The 18084-nt window shown below is 66.1% G+C and carries 16 protein-coding genes and 2 tRNA genes; 11 read left to right on the plus strand and 7 right to left on the minus strand.

Translation table 11 applies throughout. From position 1 onward, the window contains the following. Nucleotides 1-123 precede the first annotated feature (123 nt). From BLR57_RS10745 to BLR57_RS10755, 3 genes are all read right to left on the minus strand, one after another. Nucleotides 124-609 (minus strand): hypothetical protein, encoded by a 486-nt coding sequence (locus tag BLR57_RS10745; protein ID WP_089697513.1) that lies wholly within the window; start codon nt 607-609, stop codon nt 124-126. Nucleotides 610-813: 204 nt separating this feature from the next. Continuing rightward, nucleotides 814-888 (minus strand) — tRNA-Val (locus tag BLR57_RS10750). A 38-nt stretch (nt 889-926) separates the two neighbouring features. Then, nucleotides 927-1001, minus strand: a tRNA-Val gene (locus BLR57_RS10755). Between the two features lie 277 nt (nt 1002-1278). Between BLR57_RS10755 and trpD the strand changes: the two genes are divergently transcribed. From trpD to trpG, 4 genes are read left to right on the plus strand one after another with little or no spacing between them, the layout of a single operon-like run. Next, complete coding sequence (trpD, locus tag BLR57_RS10760) at nt 1279-2298, plus strand: anthranilate phosphoribosyltransferase (RefSeq protein ID WP_089697514.1); 1020 nt, start codon at nt 1279-1281, stop codon at nt 2296-2298. Next, a complete protein-coding gene (locus BLR57_RS10765; RefSeq protein ID WP_089697515.1) occupies nt 2298-2945 on the plus strand; it encodes a phosphoribosylanthranilate isomerase in 648 nt (215 codons plus the stop codon). The genes trpD and BLR57_RS10765 overlap by 1 nt, the downstream gene beginning before the upstream one ends. Continuing rightward, a complete protein-coding gene (gene trpE / locus BLR57_RS10770; protein WP_089697516.1) occupies nt 2942-4552 on the plus strand; it encodes an anthranilate synthase component I in 1611 nt (536 codons plus the stop codon). The genes BLR57_RS10765 and trpE overlap by 4 nt, the downstream gene beginning before the upstream one ends. After that, the gene (trpG, locus tag BLR57_RS10775) at nt 4549-5175 is read left to right on the plus strand and encodes an anthranilate synthase component II (RefSeq protein ID WP_089697517.1); all 627 of its coding nucleotides are present in this window, start codon (nt 4549-4551) and stop codon (nt 5173-5175) included. Before trpE ends, trpG begins: the two co-directional genes overlap by 4 nt. A gap of 152 nt (nt 5176-5327) precedes the next feature. Here trpG and BLR57_RS10780 read toward each other — a convergent pair whose 3' ends face one another. Further along, nucleotides 5328-5549, minus strand: coding sequence for a DUF8029 family protein (locus tag BLR57_RS10780; RefSeq protein ID WP_089697518.1), 222 nt, complete (start codon nt 5547-5549; stop codon nt 5328-5330). A 1052-nt stretch (nt 5550-6601) separates the two neighbouring features. Here BLR57_RS10780 and BLR57_RS10785 point away from each other — a divergent pair. The 3 genes from BLR57_RS10785 (at nt 6602) to BLR57_RS10790 (ending at nt 11167) form a co-directional block, all read left to right on the plus strand. After that, on the plus strand, nt 6602-9721 hold the full coding sequence (locus BLR57_RS10785) for an adenosylcobalamin-dependent ribonucleoside-diphosphate reductase (protein ID WP_089697519.1): 3120 nt from the start codon (nt 6602-6604) through the stop codon (nt 9719-9721). A 197-nt stretch (nt 9722-9918) separates the two neighbouring features. After that, entirely contained in the window at nt 9919-10047 is a 129-nt protein-coding gene (locus tag BLR57_RS19870; protein ID WP_280140450.1) for an HVO_2523 family zinc finger protein, read from the plus strand. A gap of 166 nt (nt 10048-10213) precedes the next feature. Next, entirely contained in the window at nt 10214-11167 is a 954-nt protein-coding gene (locus tag BLR57_RS10790) for a phytoene/squalene synthase family protein (RefSeq protein ID WP_089697520.1), read from the plus strand. On the opposite strand, the gene cruF is transcribed toward BLR57_RS10790, so the two are convergent. Genes cruF through BLR57_RS10805 form a run of 3 tightly spaced genes read right to left on the minus strand, consistent with a single transcriptional unit; the run spans nt 11168 to nt 14493 of the window. Next, the gene (cruF, locus tag BLR57_RS10795) at nt 11168-12049 is read right to left on the minus strand and encodes a bisanhydrobacterioruberin hydratase (RefSeq protein WP_089697521.1); all 882 of its coding nucleotides are present in this window, start codon (nt 12047-12049) and stop codon (nt 11168-11170) included. Then, nucleotides 12042-12875, minus strand: coding sequence for a prenyltransferase (locus tag BLR57_RS10800; protein WP_089697522.1), 834 nt, complete (start codon nt 12873-12875; stop codon nt 12042-12044). Before BLR57_RS10800 ends, cruF begins: the two co-directional genes overlap by 8 nt. Before the next feature lie 10 nt (nt 12876-12885). After that, nucleotides 12886-14493 (minus strand): phytoene desaturase family protein, encoded by a 1608-nt coding sequence (locus BLR57_RS10805; protein WP_089697523.1) that lies wholly within the window; start codon nt 14491-14493, stop codon nt 12886-12888. 144 nt (nt 14494-14637) lie between these two features. Here BLR57_RS10805 and rtcA point away from each other — a divergent pair, with 144 nt between their 5' ends. The 4 genes from rtcA to BLR57_RS10825 all read left to right on the plus strand — a co-directional run bounded on the left by rtcA (nt 14638) and on the right by BLR57_RS10825 (nt 18083). Further along, nucleotides 14638-15663, plus strand: a complete 1026-nt coding sequence (gene rtcA / locus BLR57_RS10810; RefSeq protein WP_089697524.1) for an RNA 3'-terminal phosphate cyclase — start codon at nt 14638-14640, stop codon at nt 15661-15663. A 124-nt stretch (nt 15664-15787) separates the two neighbouring features. After that, nucleotides 15788-16963: a thiolase family protein gene (locus BLR57_RS10815; RefSeq protein ID WP_089697525.1), complete on the plus strand. Its 1176-nt coding sequence runs from the start codon at nt 15788-15790 to the stop codon at nt 16961-16963. Nucleotides 16964-17101: 138 nt separating this feature from the next. Continuing rightward, nucleotides 17102-17503, plus strand: coding sequence for a hypothetical protein (locus BLR57_RS10820; protein WP_089697526.1), 402 nt, complete (start codon nt 17102-17104; stop codon nt 17501-17503). 187 nt (nt 17504-17690) lie between these two features. Beyond that, a complete protein-coding gene (locus BLR57_RS10825) occupies nt 17691-18083 on the plus strand; it encodes a DUF7980 family protein (RefSeq protein ID WP_089697527.1) in 393 nt (130 codons plus the stop codon). Nucleotide 18084 lies beyond the last annotated feature (1 nt).

Consider the following 18084-nt stretch of genomic DNA (forward strand, 5'->3'; position numbering starts at 1 on the left):
TCGTCGACGTCGCTGTCGCCGCTGACGTCGTCGCGTCCGGAACGCGGATACGTGAGTGCGCTCGCTGCTCCGGCGGTGACGGGACGGTGCGGTCGTTGCCTCGAACCACGGTCCGGAAGTCGGTCAGCTATAGAGCCCGGTTTCGACGAGGAAGACCGTAACGAACCCGAACAACGCCTGTACGACGGGACCGAGGAGTAGCGTGGCGATAGCAGTACGACCGGTGCGTCGGGCCGCGAGCACGTAGACGGCCGAGAGTCCGAGCACGAACCACAGGAACATCCCGAAGTCGTAGAGGACCATCTCCGTCGGGGTCAGTGGCCGGGGAAGGTAGTAGCCGACGACGCGGAGGTAGACGCCGAGGACGGCGAGCCCCGAACCGACGACACCCCACCCGAGGAGCGCGAGCACCTGCTGTCGGGTGGTGGCTCGCAGCCGGACGTAGAGCAGCGTCGCCACTACCGGCGCGGTCAGGAGGAGTGGAATCGGGCCGGCACGGACGAAAAGCATCTGGTCGACCGCATGCGCAAGCGTTCCCAGGAGGAACGCCACGACGACCGAGGCGAGCGAAATTTGCGGCCGAAACCGTCGACCGGTATCGGTAGCCATTGCAGTATCTACGGTAACGAGTCACAAAAGAATGCGGCCGTCGGCCCTATCGCACCGAGGGGTTGGGGCAGATTTGAACCACGGTCGCTCACTGGCGTTCGCTCCCTGGTTCAAACTGCCGTCTCCATTTTCGATTCCACGGACTCCTCGCTCTGCTCGCGGCTACGCCGCTCGCTCCGCTCGTCGTTGCGAGGAATCAGAAAATGGGTTGGGGCAGATTTGAACTGCCGGTCTCCTCCATGTCAAGGAGGTGTCATAACCAGACTAGACTACCAACCCGGTGTTGCGTACTCGCTCGACGGTTCGTGAAGAAGCAGTGGGTTGGGGCAGATTTGAACTGCCGGCCTCCTCCATGTCAAGGAGGTGTCATAACCAGACTAGACCACCAACCCGGTCTGTGCTTACATCGCGCCCGTCTGAGCGCATCCATTGCTACCGCCGATTGGTAATTGAACCTTTCGGAATCCCCTCTCGCCGGGCGATTTCAGCGATGCGGATGGGTTGGCCCTCCCGTACACCGGATTCGGGAACTATCCGCGTCGAGGCGTGCGCCGCGCCGACAGTCCCCGTGTGCGGATGGTCCTCTCGCACGGACCTCCCCCGACGACAGCCTTAAGTTGATGTACGAATTTGTACATCGTAAGACGAACTCGTACAACGGTGACTACAATGCAGGATTACATCGAGCGGGTGACGGACGGTAACGACCTGGACCTCGACGAGGCACGCGACGCGGCGCGGCTCGTCTTCGAAGAGGCCACAGAAGCACAGATCGGCGCGCTGCTGGCGGCACTGCGAGCCAAGGGCGAGACGGAGGCCGAGATCGCGGGCTTCGCACAGGGGATGCGCGACGCCGCGCGGACCATCGACCCCGACCGGACGCCGCTCGTCGACACCTGCGGCACCGGCGGCGACGACTACGACACCATCAATGTCTCGACGACGAGTGCCATCGTCGCCGCGGGCGCAGGCGCGGCGGTCGCCAAGCACGGCAACTACTCCGTCTCTTCTTCCTCCGGGAGTGCCGACGTGCTTGAGGTCGCTGGCGTCGACGTCGAGGCCGAGCCGCCCGCCGTCGAGAAGGCCATCGAACGCGACGGCATCGGCTTCATGCTCGCGCCGGTGTTCCACCCGGCGATGAAGGCCGTCATCGGCCCACGCAAGGAGCTGGGGATGCGGACCGTCTTCAACATCCTCGGCCCGCTGACCAACCCCGCCGGTGCGGAGGCGCAGGTCCTCGGCGTCTACGACCCGGACCTCGTCCCCGTCATCGCTCGCGCGCTCGCTCACATGCCCGTCGAGCACGCGCTGGTCGTCCACGGCTCCGGCATGGACGAGATCTGTATCCACGACGAGACGGTCGTCGCCGAGGTCGAAGGCGAGGACATCACCGAGTACACGCTCACTCCCTCCGACCTCGGGCTGGAGCAGGCCCCCGTCTCGGCCGTCGCCGGTGGCACGCCCCAGGAGAACGCCGCGGACCTGCGAGGAATCGTCACGGGCGACGTGACGGGCGCGAAGCGCGACATCATCCTCGCGAACGCGGGGGCGGCGGTCTACGTCGCCGGGCTCGCAGACTCGCTGGAGGGTGGGGTCGACCAGGCGCGTGCGGCCATCGACTCCGGAGCCGCCGCCGAGAAACTCGAAGACCTCTGTGGGGGAACGCTCGAAGCCCCCCAGAGCGACTGATGACCCGCGTCAAAGTCTGCGGGATCACCCGCGAGACCGACCTCCGAGCGGCCGTCGACGCCGGAGCCGACGCGGTCGGTCTCATCAGCGACGTCCCGGTCGACACGCCCCGCGATATCGACCCGAGCGTCGCTGCCGACCTCGCCGCCGCGGCCCCGCCGTTCGTCTCGACGACGCTCGTCTTGATGCCCGACTCCCCCGAGCACGCGGTCGGTCTCGCACAGGTCGTCAAGCCCGACGTCGTCCAACTGCACGGCGTCTTCGACCCCGAAGAACTCCAGTACGTCCGCGCCGAGTCGGGCTGTAAGGTCGTCCCCGTCGTCGACTGCGACGACGAAGCCCTCGCCCACGAGTACGACGACGTCGCCGACGCGATTCTCGTCGACTCGACCTCGGAGGACGGCGCGGGCGGCACCGGCGAGACCCACGACTGGGAACGGACCCGCGACCTCGCGCGCGAGCTCGACTCGCCGGTCGTCCTCGCCGGCGGCCTCACGCCAGAGAACGTCGCCGAAGCCGTCGCGACCGTCGACCCCTTCGCCGTCGACGTCGCCAGCGGCGTCGAGAGCACCGGCGGAATCAAGGACCCGACAGCGGTGGAAACCTTCGTCGCCAATGCTGTCCGGTCTCCGGAGGTTGCCCGATGAGCCAACAGCCGAAACCGCGGGCGACCGACGTGACGCTCGACCGCTCGCAGGCCGAGGTCGCAGAGCTGCTCGGCGACGCCGACGGTCCCGCCGTCGTCCGCATCGAGGCCAGCCTCGACGTCGACATCGCGCCGCTCACCGCCTACGCCGCGCTCGGCGACGAGTCGGAGTACAGCTTCCTCTTGGAGAGTGCCGAGAAGGTCGCCTCCAGCGACCCGGCGGGCGCGTTCTCGCCGAGCGATTCGACCGGGTCGGCGGACCGCCACGCCCGTTTCTCCTTCGTCGGCTACGACCCCGAGGCCGTCGTGACGGTCACGCCCGAAGGGACCGAGGTCGACGCCTTCGACGACCGCGTCGCCGACCTCCTCGCACCCGGCGAGGGCGACGTGCTCGACCAACTCCGCGGGACGCTTCCGGACGTCGAACGGCTCGGCTTCCCCGCCTCTGACCGCCAACATCTCGACGGCGGGCTCGTCGGCTTTCTCGCCTACGACGCCGTCTACGACCTGTGGCTGGACGAGGTCGGCGTGGAGCGGCCCGAAGCAATATTACCGGACGCCCAGTTCGTCCTCACCACCAAGACGCTCGTCTTCGACGAGGCCGAAGAGTCGCTGTCGCTCGTCTGCACGCCCATCGTCCGCCCGGACGACGACCCCGAGGCAGTCTACGACGACGTGCTGGCCGAGGCGACCCGCGTCGCCGACGCCCTCGCCGACGCCGAACCGCCCGAGACGGGGGGCTTCCGTCGGACCGACGAGACCGCCGGCCCGCAGGAGGAGTACGAGGAGGCCGTCAGGACGGCCAAACAGCACGTCCTCGACGGCGACATCTACCAAGGCGTCATCTCCCGCAAGCGCGAGCTCTACGGCGACGTCGACACGCTCGGCTTCTACGAGGCACTGCGGGCGGTCAACCCCTCGCCGTACATGTATCTCCTGAAGCACGGTGACCGCTCTATCGTCGGTGCCAGTCCCGAGACCCTCGTCTCGGTGCAGGGCCGCCGCATCGTCTCGAACCCCATCGCGGGCACCTGCTCTCGTGGTACCAGCCCCGTCGAAGACCGTCGGCTGGCGGGCGAGATGCTCGCCGACGACAAGGAACGCTCCGAGCACACGATGCTCGTCGACCTCGCGCGCAACGACGTTCGCCGGGTCTCCGAGGCCGGGAGCGTCCGCGTCGAGGAGTTCATGAACGTCCTGAAATACTCCCACGTCCAGCACATCGAGTCGACCGTGACGGGCACGATGGCCGACGAGTACGACGCCTTCGACGCGACGCGCGTGACGTTCCCCGCGGGGACGCTCTCGGGCGCGCCGAAGGTCCGGGCGATGGAGATCATCGACGACCTCGAATTGAGTCCGCGCGGCGTCTACGGCGGCGGCGTCGGCTACTACTCGTGGACCGGCGACGCCGACTTCGCCATCGTCATCCGGACGGCGACCATCGACCACGGGGTCGAGACGGAGCGCGGTCGGGAGGACAGAATAACCGTCCAGGCGGGCGCAGGCATCGTCGCCGACAGCGACCCCACGAGCGAGTACGAGGAGACCGAGAAGAAGATGGGCGGCGTGTTGGCCGCCATCAAGGAGATCGAGGAGGAGCCATGAAGCTGACCGTCGTCGACAACTTCGACTCGTTCACGTACAACCTCGTCGAGTATCTCTCCGAACAGCGCGTGAACGGCGCGCCCCTCGACATCGAGGTGCTGAAGAACACCGCTACGCTCGACGAGGTCCGTGCGACCGAGCCGGACGCACTCGTCATCAGCCCCGGTCCCGGCCATCCGGCCAACGACCGCGACGTGGGCGTCACGGCCGACGTGCTTCAAGAGCTGAGCCCCGAGATTCCGACGCTCGGCGTCTGTCTCGGGCTCGAAGCCGCCGTCTACGAGTACGGCGGCTCCGTCGGCCACGCGCCCGAACCCATCCACGGCAAGGCGTTCCCCGTCGACCACGACGGGAAGGGCGTCTTCACCGGCTTGGAGCAGGGCTTTCAGGCGGGTCGCTACCACTCGCTCGTCGCCACCGAGGTTCCCGACTGCTTCGAGATTTCGGCGACGACCGACCACAAAGGGACGGAGTTAGTGATGGGCGTCCGCCACCGCGAGTATCCCATCGAGGCGGTCCAGTTCCATCCCGAGAGCGTGCTGACTGCCGTCGGCCACGACGTCGTCCGGAACTTCCTGACCGAGTGTGTCGGGAGCCGACGGTCCACGACTGCCTCTCGCTGACGCTGTAGCTACGCTTTTTGACACGGGTTCGTCACGCACGGCGAGACGGCCGTCAAACGGTTCGTTGCGACACGCCGAGCACACGACAGCCTCGGCTGTCGGTGTCGGCTGTCTTCACAGAAAGTCGGCTCGTCGACTGGTTCGCCGGACGCTCACAACAGGCCGGGGACGAACATCGACACGAGAAGCAGGATGCCGACGATGACGGCCGCGATGGTGACGAGTCGCCACGCCACGCGGAGCACGAGCCGACCGATCAGGACGACCGCGCCGATGCCGACGATGACGACGAGCAGCTGGCCGAGCGGCGAGTCGAGTAGCCCACCGAGCTGTAGGATGGGGACGAGCATGCTCACGAGTGCGGGGTCGAACATACCTCACAGAAGTCCCACCGAGGAGATAAGTCTGTGGGCAGATGGGGTTCACTTTCCCGCAGTTTTGATGGATGTCATACCCACTGCACGGCTAGTAACGAGCGAAGCGACTCCGCCGCGCTCCGGGCGCGACAAGTTGCCTATCCACTGCTTTGTTCAAGTGGATTTGTGGTAGCACAAGTAAAAACGCGCAAACCCGCACCGTTTATGAGGGTGGCTCAGCATGAGTATTTCGACGCAAGCCCAGACAGAACAACCGGGTACACCGGTTTTGGAAGCTGGTCCTCCGGTTGTTCCATCCGGCAGTGGCGACTCTGTCTCTGCCATCTGAGGTCTTGCTCAGGAGGTGAGAAATGGATCTTAATATCGAAATCAAGCACATCACTATCACCGTGAAAATGCGAATCGCGGTCGCGACGGCGGTTGCTATCGCGCTCGTGACAGTGGTGGCTCAAGCCGCTCTGTAGCGGTATAACCACCGCTAGAAGTATCAAAGTCGAGTGTGTCCAACCTATCAGACGGCCGGGCACACCGGTTTTGGAAGCAGTCATTGGTCAACAGCGTGCGGTCTTAAAGGTAGCGTTGGTGAACCATTTGGAGCAATGCATTGAGAACACCAGTTTAGGAGACGGTACCGAGTACACCTGAGAGTGTAGGTGTGAGTATGGACCCACCAGAGAGAAATCTGTAGGCAGACGCGTCCACTTTCGCTGGCACGGACGACACTTTGGGTCGAGAGACGAGGTGCGGTAACACGGTCTCTCGTCCCGAAGTCGAAAATCACTTTCACCCCGGTCTAAATACTATTATACCCACTGCACGGCTAGTAACGAGCGAAGCGACTGCGCCCCCACGCTCCGGCCGCGAGAAAACTGCCGAGCCACTGCTTTGTCCAAGTGAGTTTGTAGTAGCACAAGTAGACACGCGCAAACCCGCACCGTTTATGAGGGTGGCTTCGTATGAGTATCCCGTTACAAATGAGCGCAGAGCAGACCACAGCAGACTACGGAATCCGACGGTATACGGGGCGTACCGGCGAGGAGGAGCAGTAGATGAGTAACGCGGACCTCTCTGCGGAAGAACTGGTACTTCCGATCAAACGGACCGACGGGGAGACGCTCGAAGAGCGCATGACCGGCAACGCGTACAACAACATCCTGCCGGCGCGCTACCTGCGGAAGAACGCCGACGGCGAACTCGTCGAGACGCAGGAGGACCTGTTCAAGCGCGTCGCGAAGAACATCGCGCTCGCCGAGGCCGTCTTCGCCGCCGAAGGGCGCGACATCGAGATCACGGTCACCCCCGACCAGCTGAAGCCGGGCCACCCGCGCCGCGACGAACTCGCCGCGGAGGTCTTCGGCACGGGGACGACCGCCGAGGACGACGCCGAGACGACGCTCTCGGTCTACAACGTCAACAAGTTCGCCTACGACACCATCGTCCCGGAACTCCCGGCCGACATCCGCGCGGTCGTCGAGGAGAAGCGCGAGACGTTCCAGGACCTGATGGAGAACCTCTCGTTCATCCCGAACTCGCCGACGCTGATGAACGCGGGCGACGAACTCCAGCAGCTCTCGGCCTGTTTCGTCGACTCCCCGGACGACGACATCACGGACATCCACCAGACGGCCAAGGAAGCCGCAGAGGTCTTCCAGTCCGGCGGTGGGATGGGCTACGCCTTCTGGCGGCTCCGCCCGTACGGTGACGCGGTCGGCTCGACCGGCGGAATCGCTTCGGGTCCCATCACGTTCATGCGGACGTTCGACCAGATGTGTGAGACCATCGCACAGGGCGGCGCGCGACGCGGTGCCCAGATGGGCGTCATGCGCGTCAGCCACCCCGACGTCATCCAGTTCATCCACGCGAAGAACAAGGACGTCTCGCTGGCCAACACGCTGCGACTGAACGACCCCGACGACTTCACGCACACGAAGTTCGCCGACGCGCTCGACGAGGCGCGCGAACTCATCGACGACGAGGGGAAGGTCCCGAAGCATCTCCGTAACGCCGTCGAGGGCCACCTCTCGAACTTCAACATCTCCGTCGGCGTCACCGACGACTTCATGGAGGCACTCTACAACGACGAGGAGTTCACCTTCACCAACCCGCGGACCGAAGAGCCGCACGTCGCCACGCCGCAGACGAAGGAGCTCTACGACATGTTCGGTCTCGGCGAGCACGTCGAGGTCGGCGAGGTCCTCTCCATCCCGGCGAAGAAGCTCTGGGACCAGATCGTCGACGGTGCCCACGAGAACGGCGAACCGGGCATCATCTACCTCGAGCGTGTCAACAAGCAGCACTCCTTCGACGTCGAGGAGCATCCCGACCACCGCATCCTCGCGACGAACCCCTGTGGCGAGCAGCCCCTGGAGGAGTACGAGGCGTGTAACCTCGGCCACATCAACCTCTCGACGGTCGCCGCCGAGGACGCCCCCGACTGGCGTGTCTGGTCCGAGGAGCATCTCGACGAGTACGACTCCCACGAGGCGGCCGTCGAGGCCTTCCTCGACGACGCGCTCGACTGGGACGAGTTCGACCACCGCATCGAGAACGGGACGCGCTTCCTCGAGAACGTCGTCACGATGTCGGACTTCCCGGTCCCCGAAATCGAAGAGAAGGTGCGGGACATGCGGAAGATCGGTCTCGGCATCATGGGACTGGCCCAGCTCTACATCCAGCTCGGCATCCGCTACGGTTCGGACGCGGGTAACGAGGTCGCAGAGCAGGTCATGACCCACATCAACTACGGCTCGAAGTGGGCCTCCCACGAACTGGCCGAGGAGCGCGGCCCGTTCAACGACTGGGACGACTCGAAGTACGCGAACCCGACCGAGTACCGCGAGTGGTTCGAGCACTACACCGGTCTCGACGCCGACGAGTGGGAAGACGGCTTCACCGTCCGCAACCACAACACGACCACCATCGCCCCGACGGGCACGACCTCGATGGTCGGCAACACGACGGGTGGCTGTGAGCCCATCTACAACGTCGCCTACTACAAGAACGTCTCCGACGACGTGCAGGGCGACGAGATGCTCGTCGAGTTCGACGACTACTTCCTCCGTGTCTTGGAGGCCAACGACATCGACGTCGAGGCCGTCAAGCTCGAGGCCCAAGAGCAGATGTCCAACAACGAGTTCGACGGCGTCTCCTCGCTGCCGTCGGTTCCGGACGCCATCGGCGAGCTGTTCGTCGTCACCTCGGACCTGAGCGGCATCGACCACGCGGCGGTCCAGTGTGCCTGCCAGCAGGGCGTCGACTCCGCCATCTCGAAGACCTGTAACTTCCCGAACTCCGCGACGAAGGAGGACATGGACGAGGTCTACCGCTACATCTACGACAACGGCGGCAAGGGCGTCACCGTCTACCGCGACGGGACCCGCTCGAAGCAGGTCCTGACGACGCGTGCGAAGAACGCCGAGTTCTCCGACGACGCCGAAGCAGCCGAGACGCTCGTCGGCCAGATTCAGGAGGTCTTCGGCGGTCTCGAAGGCTTCCTCGACAACGAGGAGGTCCGCGCCGCGCTCGGCGAGGAGTTCAGCCTCGAGGACCGCACCGGTGCGGCATACGCCCAGGAGCGGCCGCGGCCGGACGTGCTCCACGGCGTCACCCAGCGCATCGACACCGGCTACGGGAAGATGTACGTCAACATCAACGAGGACGACGAGGGCGAACCGTTCGAGCTGTTCGCCACCATCGGCAACTCCGGTGGCTTCACTAACTCCTTCACCGAAGCACTCGCGAAGGTCATCAGCTACGCTCTGCGCTCGGGCGTCGACCCCAACGAGATCGCAGGCGACCTGCAGGGCATCCGGAGCCCGAAGGTCGCGTGGGACAAGGGCGAGCAGATCAACTCCATCCCGGACGCCATCGGCGTCGCCATGCGCCGCTATCTCGACGGCGAGATCGACAAGCCGTATCCGAAACAGCAGAACCTGACCGAGATCGAGAGCGAGTCCGTGGGCATCGACGCGCCCGAACCGGACGGCGGTGCGACGACGGCACCCGCTCCCGAGGACGACACCTCGGCGGCTCCCGGTGTCTCGGACGACGCGACACAGGACCTGCTCGACGCGGGCGAAAGCCCCGAGTGTCCCGAGTGTGGCAACATGACGCTGTACTTCTCGGAAGGCTGCAAGACGTGTGAGTCCTGTGGCTGGTCCGAGTGCTAAGTCGGCGACGTAACTGACGACTCGACGCTCACGACGGCGTCACTCTCTGTGCTCTCTCACGTTCTTTCTCTCTCAGTGCTTTTTGGCTCTCTCTGTGCTCTCTATCTCGCTTTCGACCGATGAGCGACGGCCGTCCACGGACTGCTGAGACGACCTGAGAGAGCAACACTCAACAGCGTTGCCCCGAAGAAGTAGCCATGGCCGACGAGAGCGAACCGAAGGGGCGGCCGTGTCCGTTCTGCGGGGCGTCGATGATGCACCGCCACTGCAAGTACGTCTGTCCGCAACACGGCGTCGTCTACGACTGTGCGGACACCTTTTACTGACTGTCGGGAATCTAGAAGAACCGCCCGACTGCCCCCGTCCGGTTGCCGATTTCCGGTTCGCCGTGGCGCGAAACGTTATGTCGGAGCCACCCTTAGGATGGTCATACGATATGTGCGGACTTGACATGACTCGGCGAACGAGAGTGCCGCTCATCTCCACCCCCCCATGGTAGACGACGACCAAATCGAACAGAGCAAGTCGATTCAACAGCGGACCGGGAAGACCTTCCATCTCGCGACCCGTGTACTCCCGAAGCGGGTCCGAGAGGCGACGTACGTCCTCTACGCCTTCTTCCGGGTCGCCGACGAGGTCGTCGACGACGCTGACCGCGATACCCCCGAACAGCAGCGCGCAACCCTCGAACGGCTCCGTGCGGAGGCACTCGGCGAGCAGCCGACTGACGACCCCGTCCTCGCCGCCTTCTCCGAGATGCGCGAGCAGTACGGCATCGCCGATGAGGACGTGAACGTCTTCATCGACGCCATGCTGACGGACATCACGAAGAGCCGCTACGAGACCTACGACGAACTCGAAGCCTACATGGACGGCTCGGCGGCCGCCGTCGGCCGGATGATGACCGCCGTCATGGACCCCGGCGAGGCCGACAAGGCACTGCCGCACGCGACCGCCCTCGGCGAGGCGTTCCAGCTCTCGAACTTCCTCCGTGACGTCCGCGAGGACGTCGTCGAGCGCGACCGCATCTACCTGCCGCAGACGACGCTCGACGAGTACGGTGTCACCGACGAGCAGATCCGAAACTTCGAGATGGACGAGCAGTTCGCGGCCGTCATGCGCGCGGAACTCCACCGCGCCGAACATCTCTACAAGAAGGGCGTCGCGGGCATCAAGTTCCTCCCCGACGACTGCCAGTTCGCCGTCCTCCTCGCGGCCGTGCTCTACGCCGAGCACCACCGGCTGATCCGACGGCGGAACTACGACGTGCTCTCGAAGACGCCGCAGCTGAGCGGTCCCCGAAAGGCACTGCTCGGTGCGAAGACGTGGCTCCGCTGGCAGTTCACGAAGGACCCCGAAGTCGTGTTCAAGAAGGTGAGCACCGTCTCGTACCACGACTCGCGGTCGAGCACGCCCGAACCGGCAGAACGGCTGCCGACGCGCTGATCAGTTCTCTTCTCGACGGCGGCGCAGGGCAGGAATCCGGAACAGCCGCGAGTCGAACCGCTCGGTCCGGAGCAGCCCAACACCGAACGCGACGGCGACGGCGACGGCCGCCCAGTTGCCGAACCAGGCGTTGATGCCGCCCCACAGGATGACGAAGCTCACGAGGTCGTCAAGCATGAACTCACACGACGAGAGCCGCGCGAGCAGGTCGCCACGGTCGAACGCCCAGTCCATGACGACGACGGCCACAGTGGCGGAGAGCACCCAGCCCGCGTAGTTCGACAGCGGAACGCCGTAGAACGCCCCACCCTCGGGGTAGACCCAGAAGCCGAGCGCGACCGCGCCGGGGTCGAGCACCACGTCCATGAGCAGGACGGTCCCGATGACGACAGGCAGCCGGACGAGGAGCCGCTCGGCCCGTGGGCCCAAGAGGAGCAAGCAGAGGAGATAGGCGTTCATCACGAGCGGGAGGAAGAACACCGGGAGGGCGGCCGGGATGCCCGCGACCGTCGGGCCGAGGTCGACGCCGTAGAAGAACTCGCCGTAGGGCCAGCCGGTGTGGACGCCGACGTACTCGATAGTGTAGGCGTAGGCCGCGAGCGCGGCGACGCCAGCGAGTGCCTTCCTGCCCATCGTCGGGACCACCCCTGCGATGAGCGGCGCGCGCATCACGAGCGTCCCGAAGAGGACGAGGAAGGGGTTGAACGCCAGCGGCTCGGGCAGCCAACCCATCGCGCTGGCGACGAGCAGGATTGCGCCATTGAGCGGGAAGAACACCGAGATGGTGAAGCGGTTCTCCCGGATGAGGTGGTCGAGCCGTGCCTCGGCCTCCTTGCGCGTCGACGGGACCGAGCCGAACGCCGAGAGATCGACGTCAGCCATAGACGACCTCCCAGAGGCCACCGAGCGTCATGACCATTCCAACCACCGTGTTGAGCGCGGGATACCACCAGTAGGCGCGGGCGACGTCGACCGACGAGCGGACGATAGCGAAGACGGCGACCGGGTAGGCCAAGAGGAGCGCGCCCGCCCGCCAGTCGAGCGTTCCGAAGGCGACCGCGGCCGCGAGCCAGCAGGCCGCACAGTACCAGTACGTGCGGGACTCGCCGAGATAGGTCGCCGTCGTCCGGATGCCCGCCTCGCGGTCGGGTTCGATGTCGGGGATGGCCGAGAAGGTGTGCATCCCCATCGTCCAGAGCCAGCCGCCCGCGACGGCCGCGAGTGGGGGGTTCGTCCCGGCCAGCGCGGCGTAGGCGGCGACGCCCGGCAGGATGTAGAGGCCGTTCGACACCGAGTCGAGGAAAGGCGTCGTCTTGAACCGTAGCGGCGGCGCGCTGTACTGGACGCCGAGGACGAAGAAGCCGGCCAGCCACGGCCACGCGACGGGCGGCGTGATGGCGAACGTCGCAAGCCCGAGCAGGCCGCTGGCGACGACGGCCGCGGGAACGAGCAGCCCGCCGCCGTAGCGGACCTCCTTCTCGTCTTTCTTCGGGTTCGCCTCGTCGACGTCGGCGTCGAAGACGTCGTTGACGCCGTAGAGCAGCACGTTCGCTGGGAGCAGGAAGTAGGCGAAGAGCGCGACGGCGACGGGCGCGAAGAGGTCACTGGGCGTCTCGGCCGCGAACGCGACGCCGACGACGACAGGCCCCGCCAGATAGAGCCAGAACCGCGGCCGCGAGAGCTTCAGCAGATACCGGAGTCCAGTCATCCTCCGGTCCTCACTCTGCCGGGGTGGTCTTGCCCACCGCTTCGGCGGTCAGCCGCCCGCTGATGAGACACATCGGGACGCCGATGCCGGGCGTCGTGAACGAGCCGGTGAAGTACAGCCCGTCGACGGTCTGCGAGACGTGCGGCGGCCGGAGCAGGGCGGTCTGCGTCAGGGTGTGAGCGAGACCGAGGGCGGTCCCCTGCTCGCTGTTGTAGCGGTCGGCGAAGTCGTTGACACAGAAGCTCTCTTCGAGGACGATTCGGTCGCGGAGGTCGACGCCGGTGTTCTCGGCGATGTCGTCGAGGACGAGGTCGCGGTACTCCTGGCGAATTTCAGGGGTGTCCTCCAGCCCGGCGGCGATGGGGACGAGCGCGAACAGGTTCGAATGTCCCTCGGGGGCGACGGTGTCGTCGGTCTTCGAGGGGACACAGAGGTAGTACGCGGGGTCGTCGGGCCACTCGGGGTTCTCGAAGATACGGTCGAAATGGTCGTCCCAGTCGGTCGGCAACACGAGCGTGTGGTGTTCCAACTCCTCGACGTCGCCCTCGACGCCGAGATACAGCAGGAAGGCCGAAGGGGCGTAGGTTCGCGAATCCCAGTAGTCGGCACTATACTGGCGTTTCTCCGGGGGCAGCAGTTCCTGTTCGGTGTGGGCGTAGTCGGCGTCGCTAACGACGAGGTCCGCGAGATACTCCTCCTCGTCGGTGCGGACGACGAAGCCGCCACGACGGCCTCTGATCTGCTGCACTTCGGCGTCGGTGTGGAACGTCACGCCGAGTTCTTCCGCGAGGTCGACCATGCCGTCGACGACGGCCCCGAGTCCGCCCTCGGGGTAGTAGACGCCGAGGTTGAAGTCGACGTGGCTCATGAGGTTGTAGAGCGCGGGGGTGTTGGTCGGCGCGCCGCCGAGGAAAACCAGCGTGTACTGCATGATCTGCTGGAGCTTCGGATGGTCGAAGTACTGCTCGACGTGCCGTTGCATCGAGCCGACGAGCGACAGCCCCCAGGCGTGGCGCATCACGTCGGTGTCGATGTAGTCGGTCAGCTTCGGCCGGTCGGTGTAGACGAAGTGGTCCATCCCGATCTGGTAGTTGCGCTTCGACTTCACCAGATAGTCGTCGAAGGCGTCGGCCGCGCCGGGTTCGTACGCCTCGAACGTTTTCCGGTTCTCGTCGAGGTCTTGGACCATGTCGACGCGGTCGCCGTCTTTGAAGAAGATTCGGTAGTGGGGGTCGAGCCGGGTGAGTCCGTAGTACTCGGAGGGGTGTTTGCCGAAGTCGGCGAAGAAGTGCTCGAAGACGTCGGGCATCAGATACCACGACGGGCCCATGTCGAACCGGAAGCCGTCGCGTTCCAGGCGGCTGGCCCGGCCGCCGAGCTGTTCGTTCTTCTCCAGGACCGTGACGTCGGCCCCGGCCTGTGCGAGATAGCAGGCCGTCGACAGCCCGCCGAAGCCGCTGCCGACGACGACGACGGATTTCCCGTCGACGCCGCCGAGGTCGGCCGTGAGATGACGCTTCTCGGGGTCGAGTCCCGAGGTACCGTCGAAGTCGTACCGCCGAGAAGTGTCAGCAGAGACTGACGAAGAGCTACTCTCGTAGCCAGAGACCGAATCCATGGCACCTCCTTAGGCCGTGGGAAGCATAAAACGACTGACCTACCCACGGGGCTGCCGCCACCGACGTTGCGGGCGGCCGAAGCCGGGAGCCGGAGTCCCACACGGACACAACGCTCATGCGTCCGACCCGAGTCGGTAGGAGACGTGCTCGAAATCGACGGCGGCGACGGCGGCGGCCAGATCCTCCGAACGGCACTCGCGCTGTCGATGGTGACCGACACGCCCGTCGAAGTCACCGACATCCGGGGGTCGCGGTCGACGCCCGGTCTCCGGCCACAGCATCTCGCGGGCGTCCGCGTCGCCGAGGCGGTCAGCGACGCCGACGTGTCGGCTGTCGAGGTCGGCGCGACCGACCTCACCTTCGTCCCCGACGAACCCAGCGGCGGCGACTACCACGCCGACATCGGCACGGCGGGCAGCGTCACCCTCCTCTTCGAGACCGTCCTCCCGCTCGCGACGACGCTCGACGAGCCGCTGACGCTGGCCGCGACGGGTGGCACCGACGTCAAGTGGTCGCCGACGGCCGCGTACTACGAGCGAGTGAAGCTCCCGTTGCTCGCACGGTTCGGTCTCGATGCGGCCGTTACGCTCCACCACAGCGGCTTCTATCCGGCCGGTGGGGGCGAGGCGACGCTCCGGCTCGCGCCCTCGTCGCTCTCGGCTCTCGACCTGACGGCACGCGGTCCGCTGGAGCGGGTCGTCGTTCACTCGAAGGCCAGCACGTCGCTGGAGAACAAGTCCGTGGCAGTGCGGCAGGCGGCGGCCGCCGAGAAACGACTGTCGAGTCTCGGCGTCGACTACGCCGTTGAGCAGCCTGTTTACGTTCCGGCAACGTCGCCGGGGTCGGCACTGTTACTCGAAGCGCGGTACGCCGAGAGTGTCGTCGGCTTCGACGCGCTCGGCGAACGCGGGAAATCCTCCGAACAGGTGGCCGACGAGGCCGTGGACGCGTTCGAGGCGTTCACGGCCACCGACGCCGCCGTCGACGAGCAGCTGGCCGACCAAGTGATGCTCCCGCTGGCGCTCGCGGGGGGCGAGGTGCGGATTCCGCGCGTCACGGCCCACGTACGGACGAACCTCGCCGCCGTCCAGGCGTTCGGACTCGACCTCTCGCTGTCGGAAGCGAGCGACGGGACCGCGCTCCTGACTGCTCCCGGCTACGATTCATGAGTCTGGTCACGATTCCTGACTCCCAGTGACGACGAGTGAGCGCGCGAGACGGCCGCCCGGACGCTCCCAGAATGTGTGACAGACTACCAACTCGTTCTTGTCCGTCGGCTGCGTATCCCCTGTCATGGCTCTCTCCGACGAAGTCGCCCTCATCGACGCCGCCCGGACTCCCCACGGCAGCTTTCTTGGGTCGCTCACCGACCACTCGGCGGTCGACCTCGGAGCCGTCGCTTTGGAGGGGCTGTTCGAGCGAACCGACGTCGACCCGGACCTCGTCGACTGGGTCGGGCTCGGCCACGCGATTCAGGCAGGTCTCGGCCAGGCACCCGCCAGACAGGCCGTCCTGAACGCCGGGCTGCCGAAGACGGTGCCCGCGACGACGATCAACGAGGCGTCCGGCTCGGGACTGCGGGCCATCGCGCTCGGCGCGGACAGACTCGTCGCCGGGAGTCGCGAATTCGTCGTCGCCGGGGGGATGGAGTCGATGTCGAACGCGCCGTTCGTCCTCGGTGGGATGCGCGCGGGGCGACGGTACGGCGACGCGGAACTCGTGGACTCGATGATTCGCGACGGGCTGTGGGACCTCACGAACGACGCCCACATGGGCGAGTTGACCGAGGCACTGGTCGACCGCGTCGGGATGTCTCGGGAGGCCCAAGACGAGTACGCCCTCCAGAGCCACCAGCGCGCCGCAGCGGCCGTCGAACGCGGGACCTTCGACGACGAGCTCGTCGCCGTCCCGCTGGGCCACGACGACGTCCTCGACCGCGACGAGGGACCACGCGCGGACACGACGCTGGAGGGGCTGGCGAAGCTCTCGCCCGCGTTCGCAAAGGACGGGACCATCACCGCGGGCAACGCCTCCGACCTGAGCGACGGCGCGGGCGTCGTCCTCCTCGGGTCGGAGACGGCGACGCTCGATGCGGGATTCGACCCGCTGGCGTGGGTCGTCGACTACCACGTCTCCTACCGGAGTCCGAAGTGGTTCGGGATGGCCGTCGCCGACGCGGTGCAGGGACTCCTCCGGGCGAACGGGCTAACCGTCGACGACGTCGACCTCTTCGAGCTGAACGAGGCGTTCGCGGCCCAGATGGTCTACGTCCGCGAACGGCTCGGCGTGCCGAACGAGAAGCTGAACGTCAACGGCGGAGCCATCGCGCTCGGCCACCCCATCGGCGCGAGCGGCGGGATGCTCACCACGTCGCTGGCGCACGCGATGGCCGACCGCGTGGCGACCTACGGCGTCGTCGGCATGAGTATCGGTGGCGGCGGCGGAATCGCGATGCTGTTGCGCCGGTGAACGAAGGGGATGGCGACGCTGTCGTATCGATGAACGCCAGTGGCACCGAGACGCTCTCGTGTCGGCGAGGAGCCGGAACGCGGCGTAAGACCTCCGAACGCGCCGAAGAGCTATGTCGATTCGGCCGGTCCACACGGTATGGTCCACGCGTTCGACGACGGCGAGCCGACTCCTATCGAATCCGTCGAAGACATCGACCTCGAACTGCTCCAGCAGGGGACGATCAGACTCGACAGGTCGCCGCAGCTGCCGCCGCCGACCGAGTGGGGGTTCGGTCTCGAACCGTCGACACTCGGCTTTCCCGACGGTGCGAACCGGATGTACCGCGACGGCCGGAGCGACGACAGCCTCCAGGTCCGCGAGTACGACGACTACTATCTGATCCAACTCGACCACGCGAACCCGACGGTCGGGGGCGTGGACAACCTCGTCGCCCACTACGAACTCGACGTCCCGCCGAAGCAGCGACGGCTGTTGGTCGTCGCCGCCGTCGCCGTGGTTCTCGTCGCACTCCTCCTCGTCTGGCTCCTGTTCGGGTAGTCGAGAGTGGGACGGGAGCCGGAGGGCGACCCCGACGCTCTCGCTGTCCCGTTCGGCCGAACCGCACGAACGGCTTTGGCACTCGCCGTGGTACGTGTATGGGTACCATGAACTCAGTCGCGCTCGCGTCCGGTCTCTTCCACGCGAACCGTCGTCCGGACCGGCGGTTCGGTGGGTGGACGCCGCTATGACCCAGAAGCCGTTGCTCGCGCGGCTCGCTGCCCAGCGCCAACGGCTTCGCGGCGGTCTCGTCGCGACGGTCGGCTTCATCCTCTCGCCGCTATCGTGGTGGAACGACCTGCTCGTGAACGTCCCGCTGGCAGTCGCGTTCGCGTGGGTCGTCGCGCTCGTCGACTCGCGGCTGTTCGTCCCCGGCGTCGTCGTCGGCTACTGGCTGACGAACGTCCTCGGGTTCGTCATGCTCCACGTCGGCGCGGAGGGCGCGCTCACGGGGTCGACACCGGCCTACACCCGACGACGGCTCGCGCGCGATCTCCTCCTGTCCGTGGGCTACACGCTGCTCGTCGTCCTGCTGCTGTCGCTCGGAATCGTCTCGCTTCCCGCGGGCATCTTCGGGTAGT

The organism is Halogranum gelatinilyticum, assembly GCF_900103715.1.
GTDB lineage: Archaea > Halobacteriota > Halobacteria > Halobacteriales > Haloferacaceae > Halogranum > Halogranum gelatinilyticum.

Excerpts from the sequence above, each read along its gene's own strand:
- BLR57_RS10745 (WP_089697513.1), bottom strand. The coding sequence starts at position 609 with ATGGCTACCGATACCGGTCGACGGTTTCGGCCGCAAATTTCGCTCGCC.
- BLR57_RS10815 (WP_089697525.1), top strand. The coding sequence starts at position 15,788 with ATGGCTCTCTCCGACGAAGTCGCCCTCATCGACGCCGCCCGGACTCCC.
- BLR57_RS10765 (WP_089697515.1), top strand. The coding sequence starts at position 2,298 with ATGACCCGCGTCAAAGTCTGCGGGATCACCCGCGAGACCGACCTCCGA.
- BLR57_RS10780 (WP_089697518.1), bottom strand. The coding sequence starts at position 5,549 with ATGTTCGACCCCGCACTCGTGAGCATGCTCGTCCCCATCCTACAGCTC.
- BLR57_RS10785 (WP_089697519.1), top strand. The coding sequence starts at position 6,602 with ATGAGTAACGCGGACCTCTCTGCGGAAGAACTGGTACTTCCGATCAAA.
- BLR57_RS10800 (WP_089697522.1), bottom strand. The coding sequence starts at position 12,875 with ATGACTGGACTCCGGTATCTGCTGAAGCTCTCGCGGCCGCGGTTCTGG.
- trpD (WP_089697514.1), top strand. The coding sequence starts at position 1,279 with ATGCAGGATTACATCGAGCGGGTGACGGACGGTAACGACCTGGACCTC.
- trpG (WP_089697517.1), top strand. The coding sequence starts at position 4,549 with ATGAAGCTGACCGTCGTCGACAACTTCGACTCGTTCACGTACAACCTC.
- cruF (WP_089697521.1), bottom strand. The coding sequence starts at position 12,049 with ATGGCTGACGTCGATCTCTCGGCGTTCGGCTCGGTCCCGTCGACGCGC.
- BLR57_RS10825 (WP_089697527.1), top strand. The coding sequence starts at position 17,691 with ATGACCCAGAAGCCGTTGCTCGCGCGGCTCGCTGCCCAGCGCCAACGG.
- trpE (WP_089697516.1), top strand. The coding sequence starts at position 2,942 with ATGAGCCAACAGCCGAAACCGCGGGCGACCGACGTGACGCTCGACCGC.
- BLR57_RS10805 (WP_089697523.1), bottom strand. The coding sequence starts at position 14,493 with ATGGATTCGGTCTCTGGCTACGAGAGTAGCTCTTCGTCAGTCTCTGCT.
- BLR57_RS10790 (WP_089697520.1), top strand. The coding sequence starts at position 10,214 with ATGGTAGACGACGACCAAATCGAACAGAGCAAGTCGATTCAACAGCGG.
- BLR57_RS10820 (WP_089697526.1), top strand. The coding sequence starts at position 17,102 with ATGGTCCACGCGTTCGACGACGGCGAGCCGACTCCTATCGAATCCGTC.
- BLR57_RS19870 (WP_280140450.1), top strand. The coding sequence starts at position 9,919 with ATGGCCGACGAGAGCGAACCGAAGGGGCGGCCGTGTCCGTTCTGCGGG.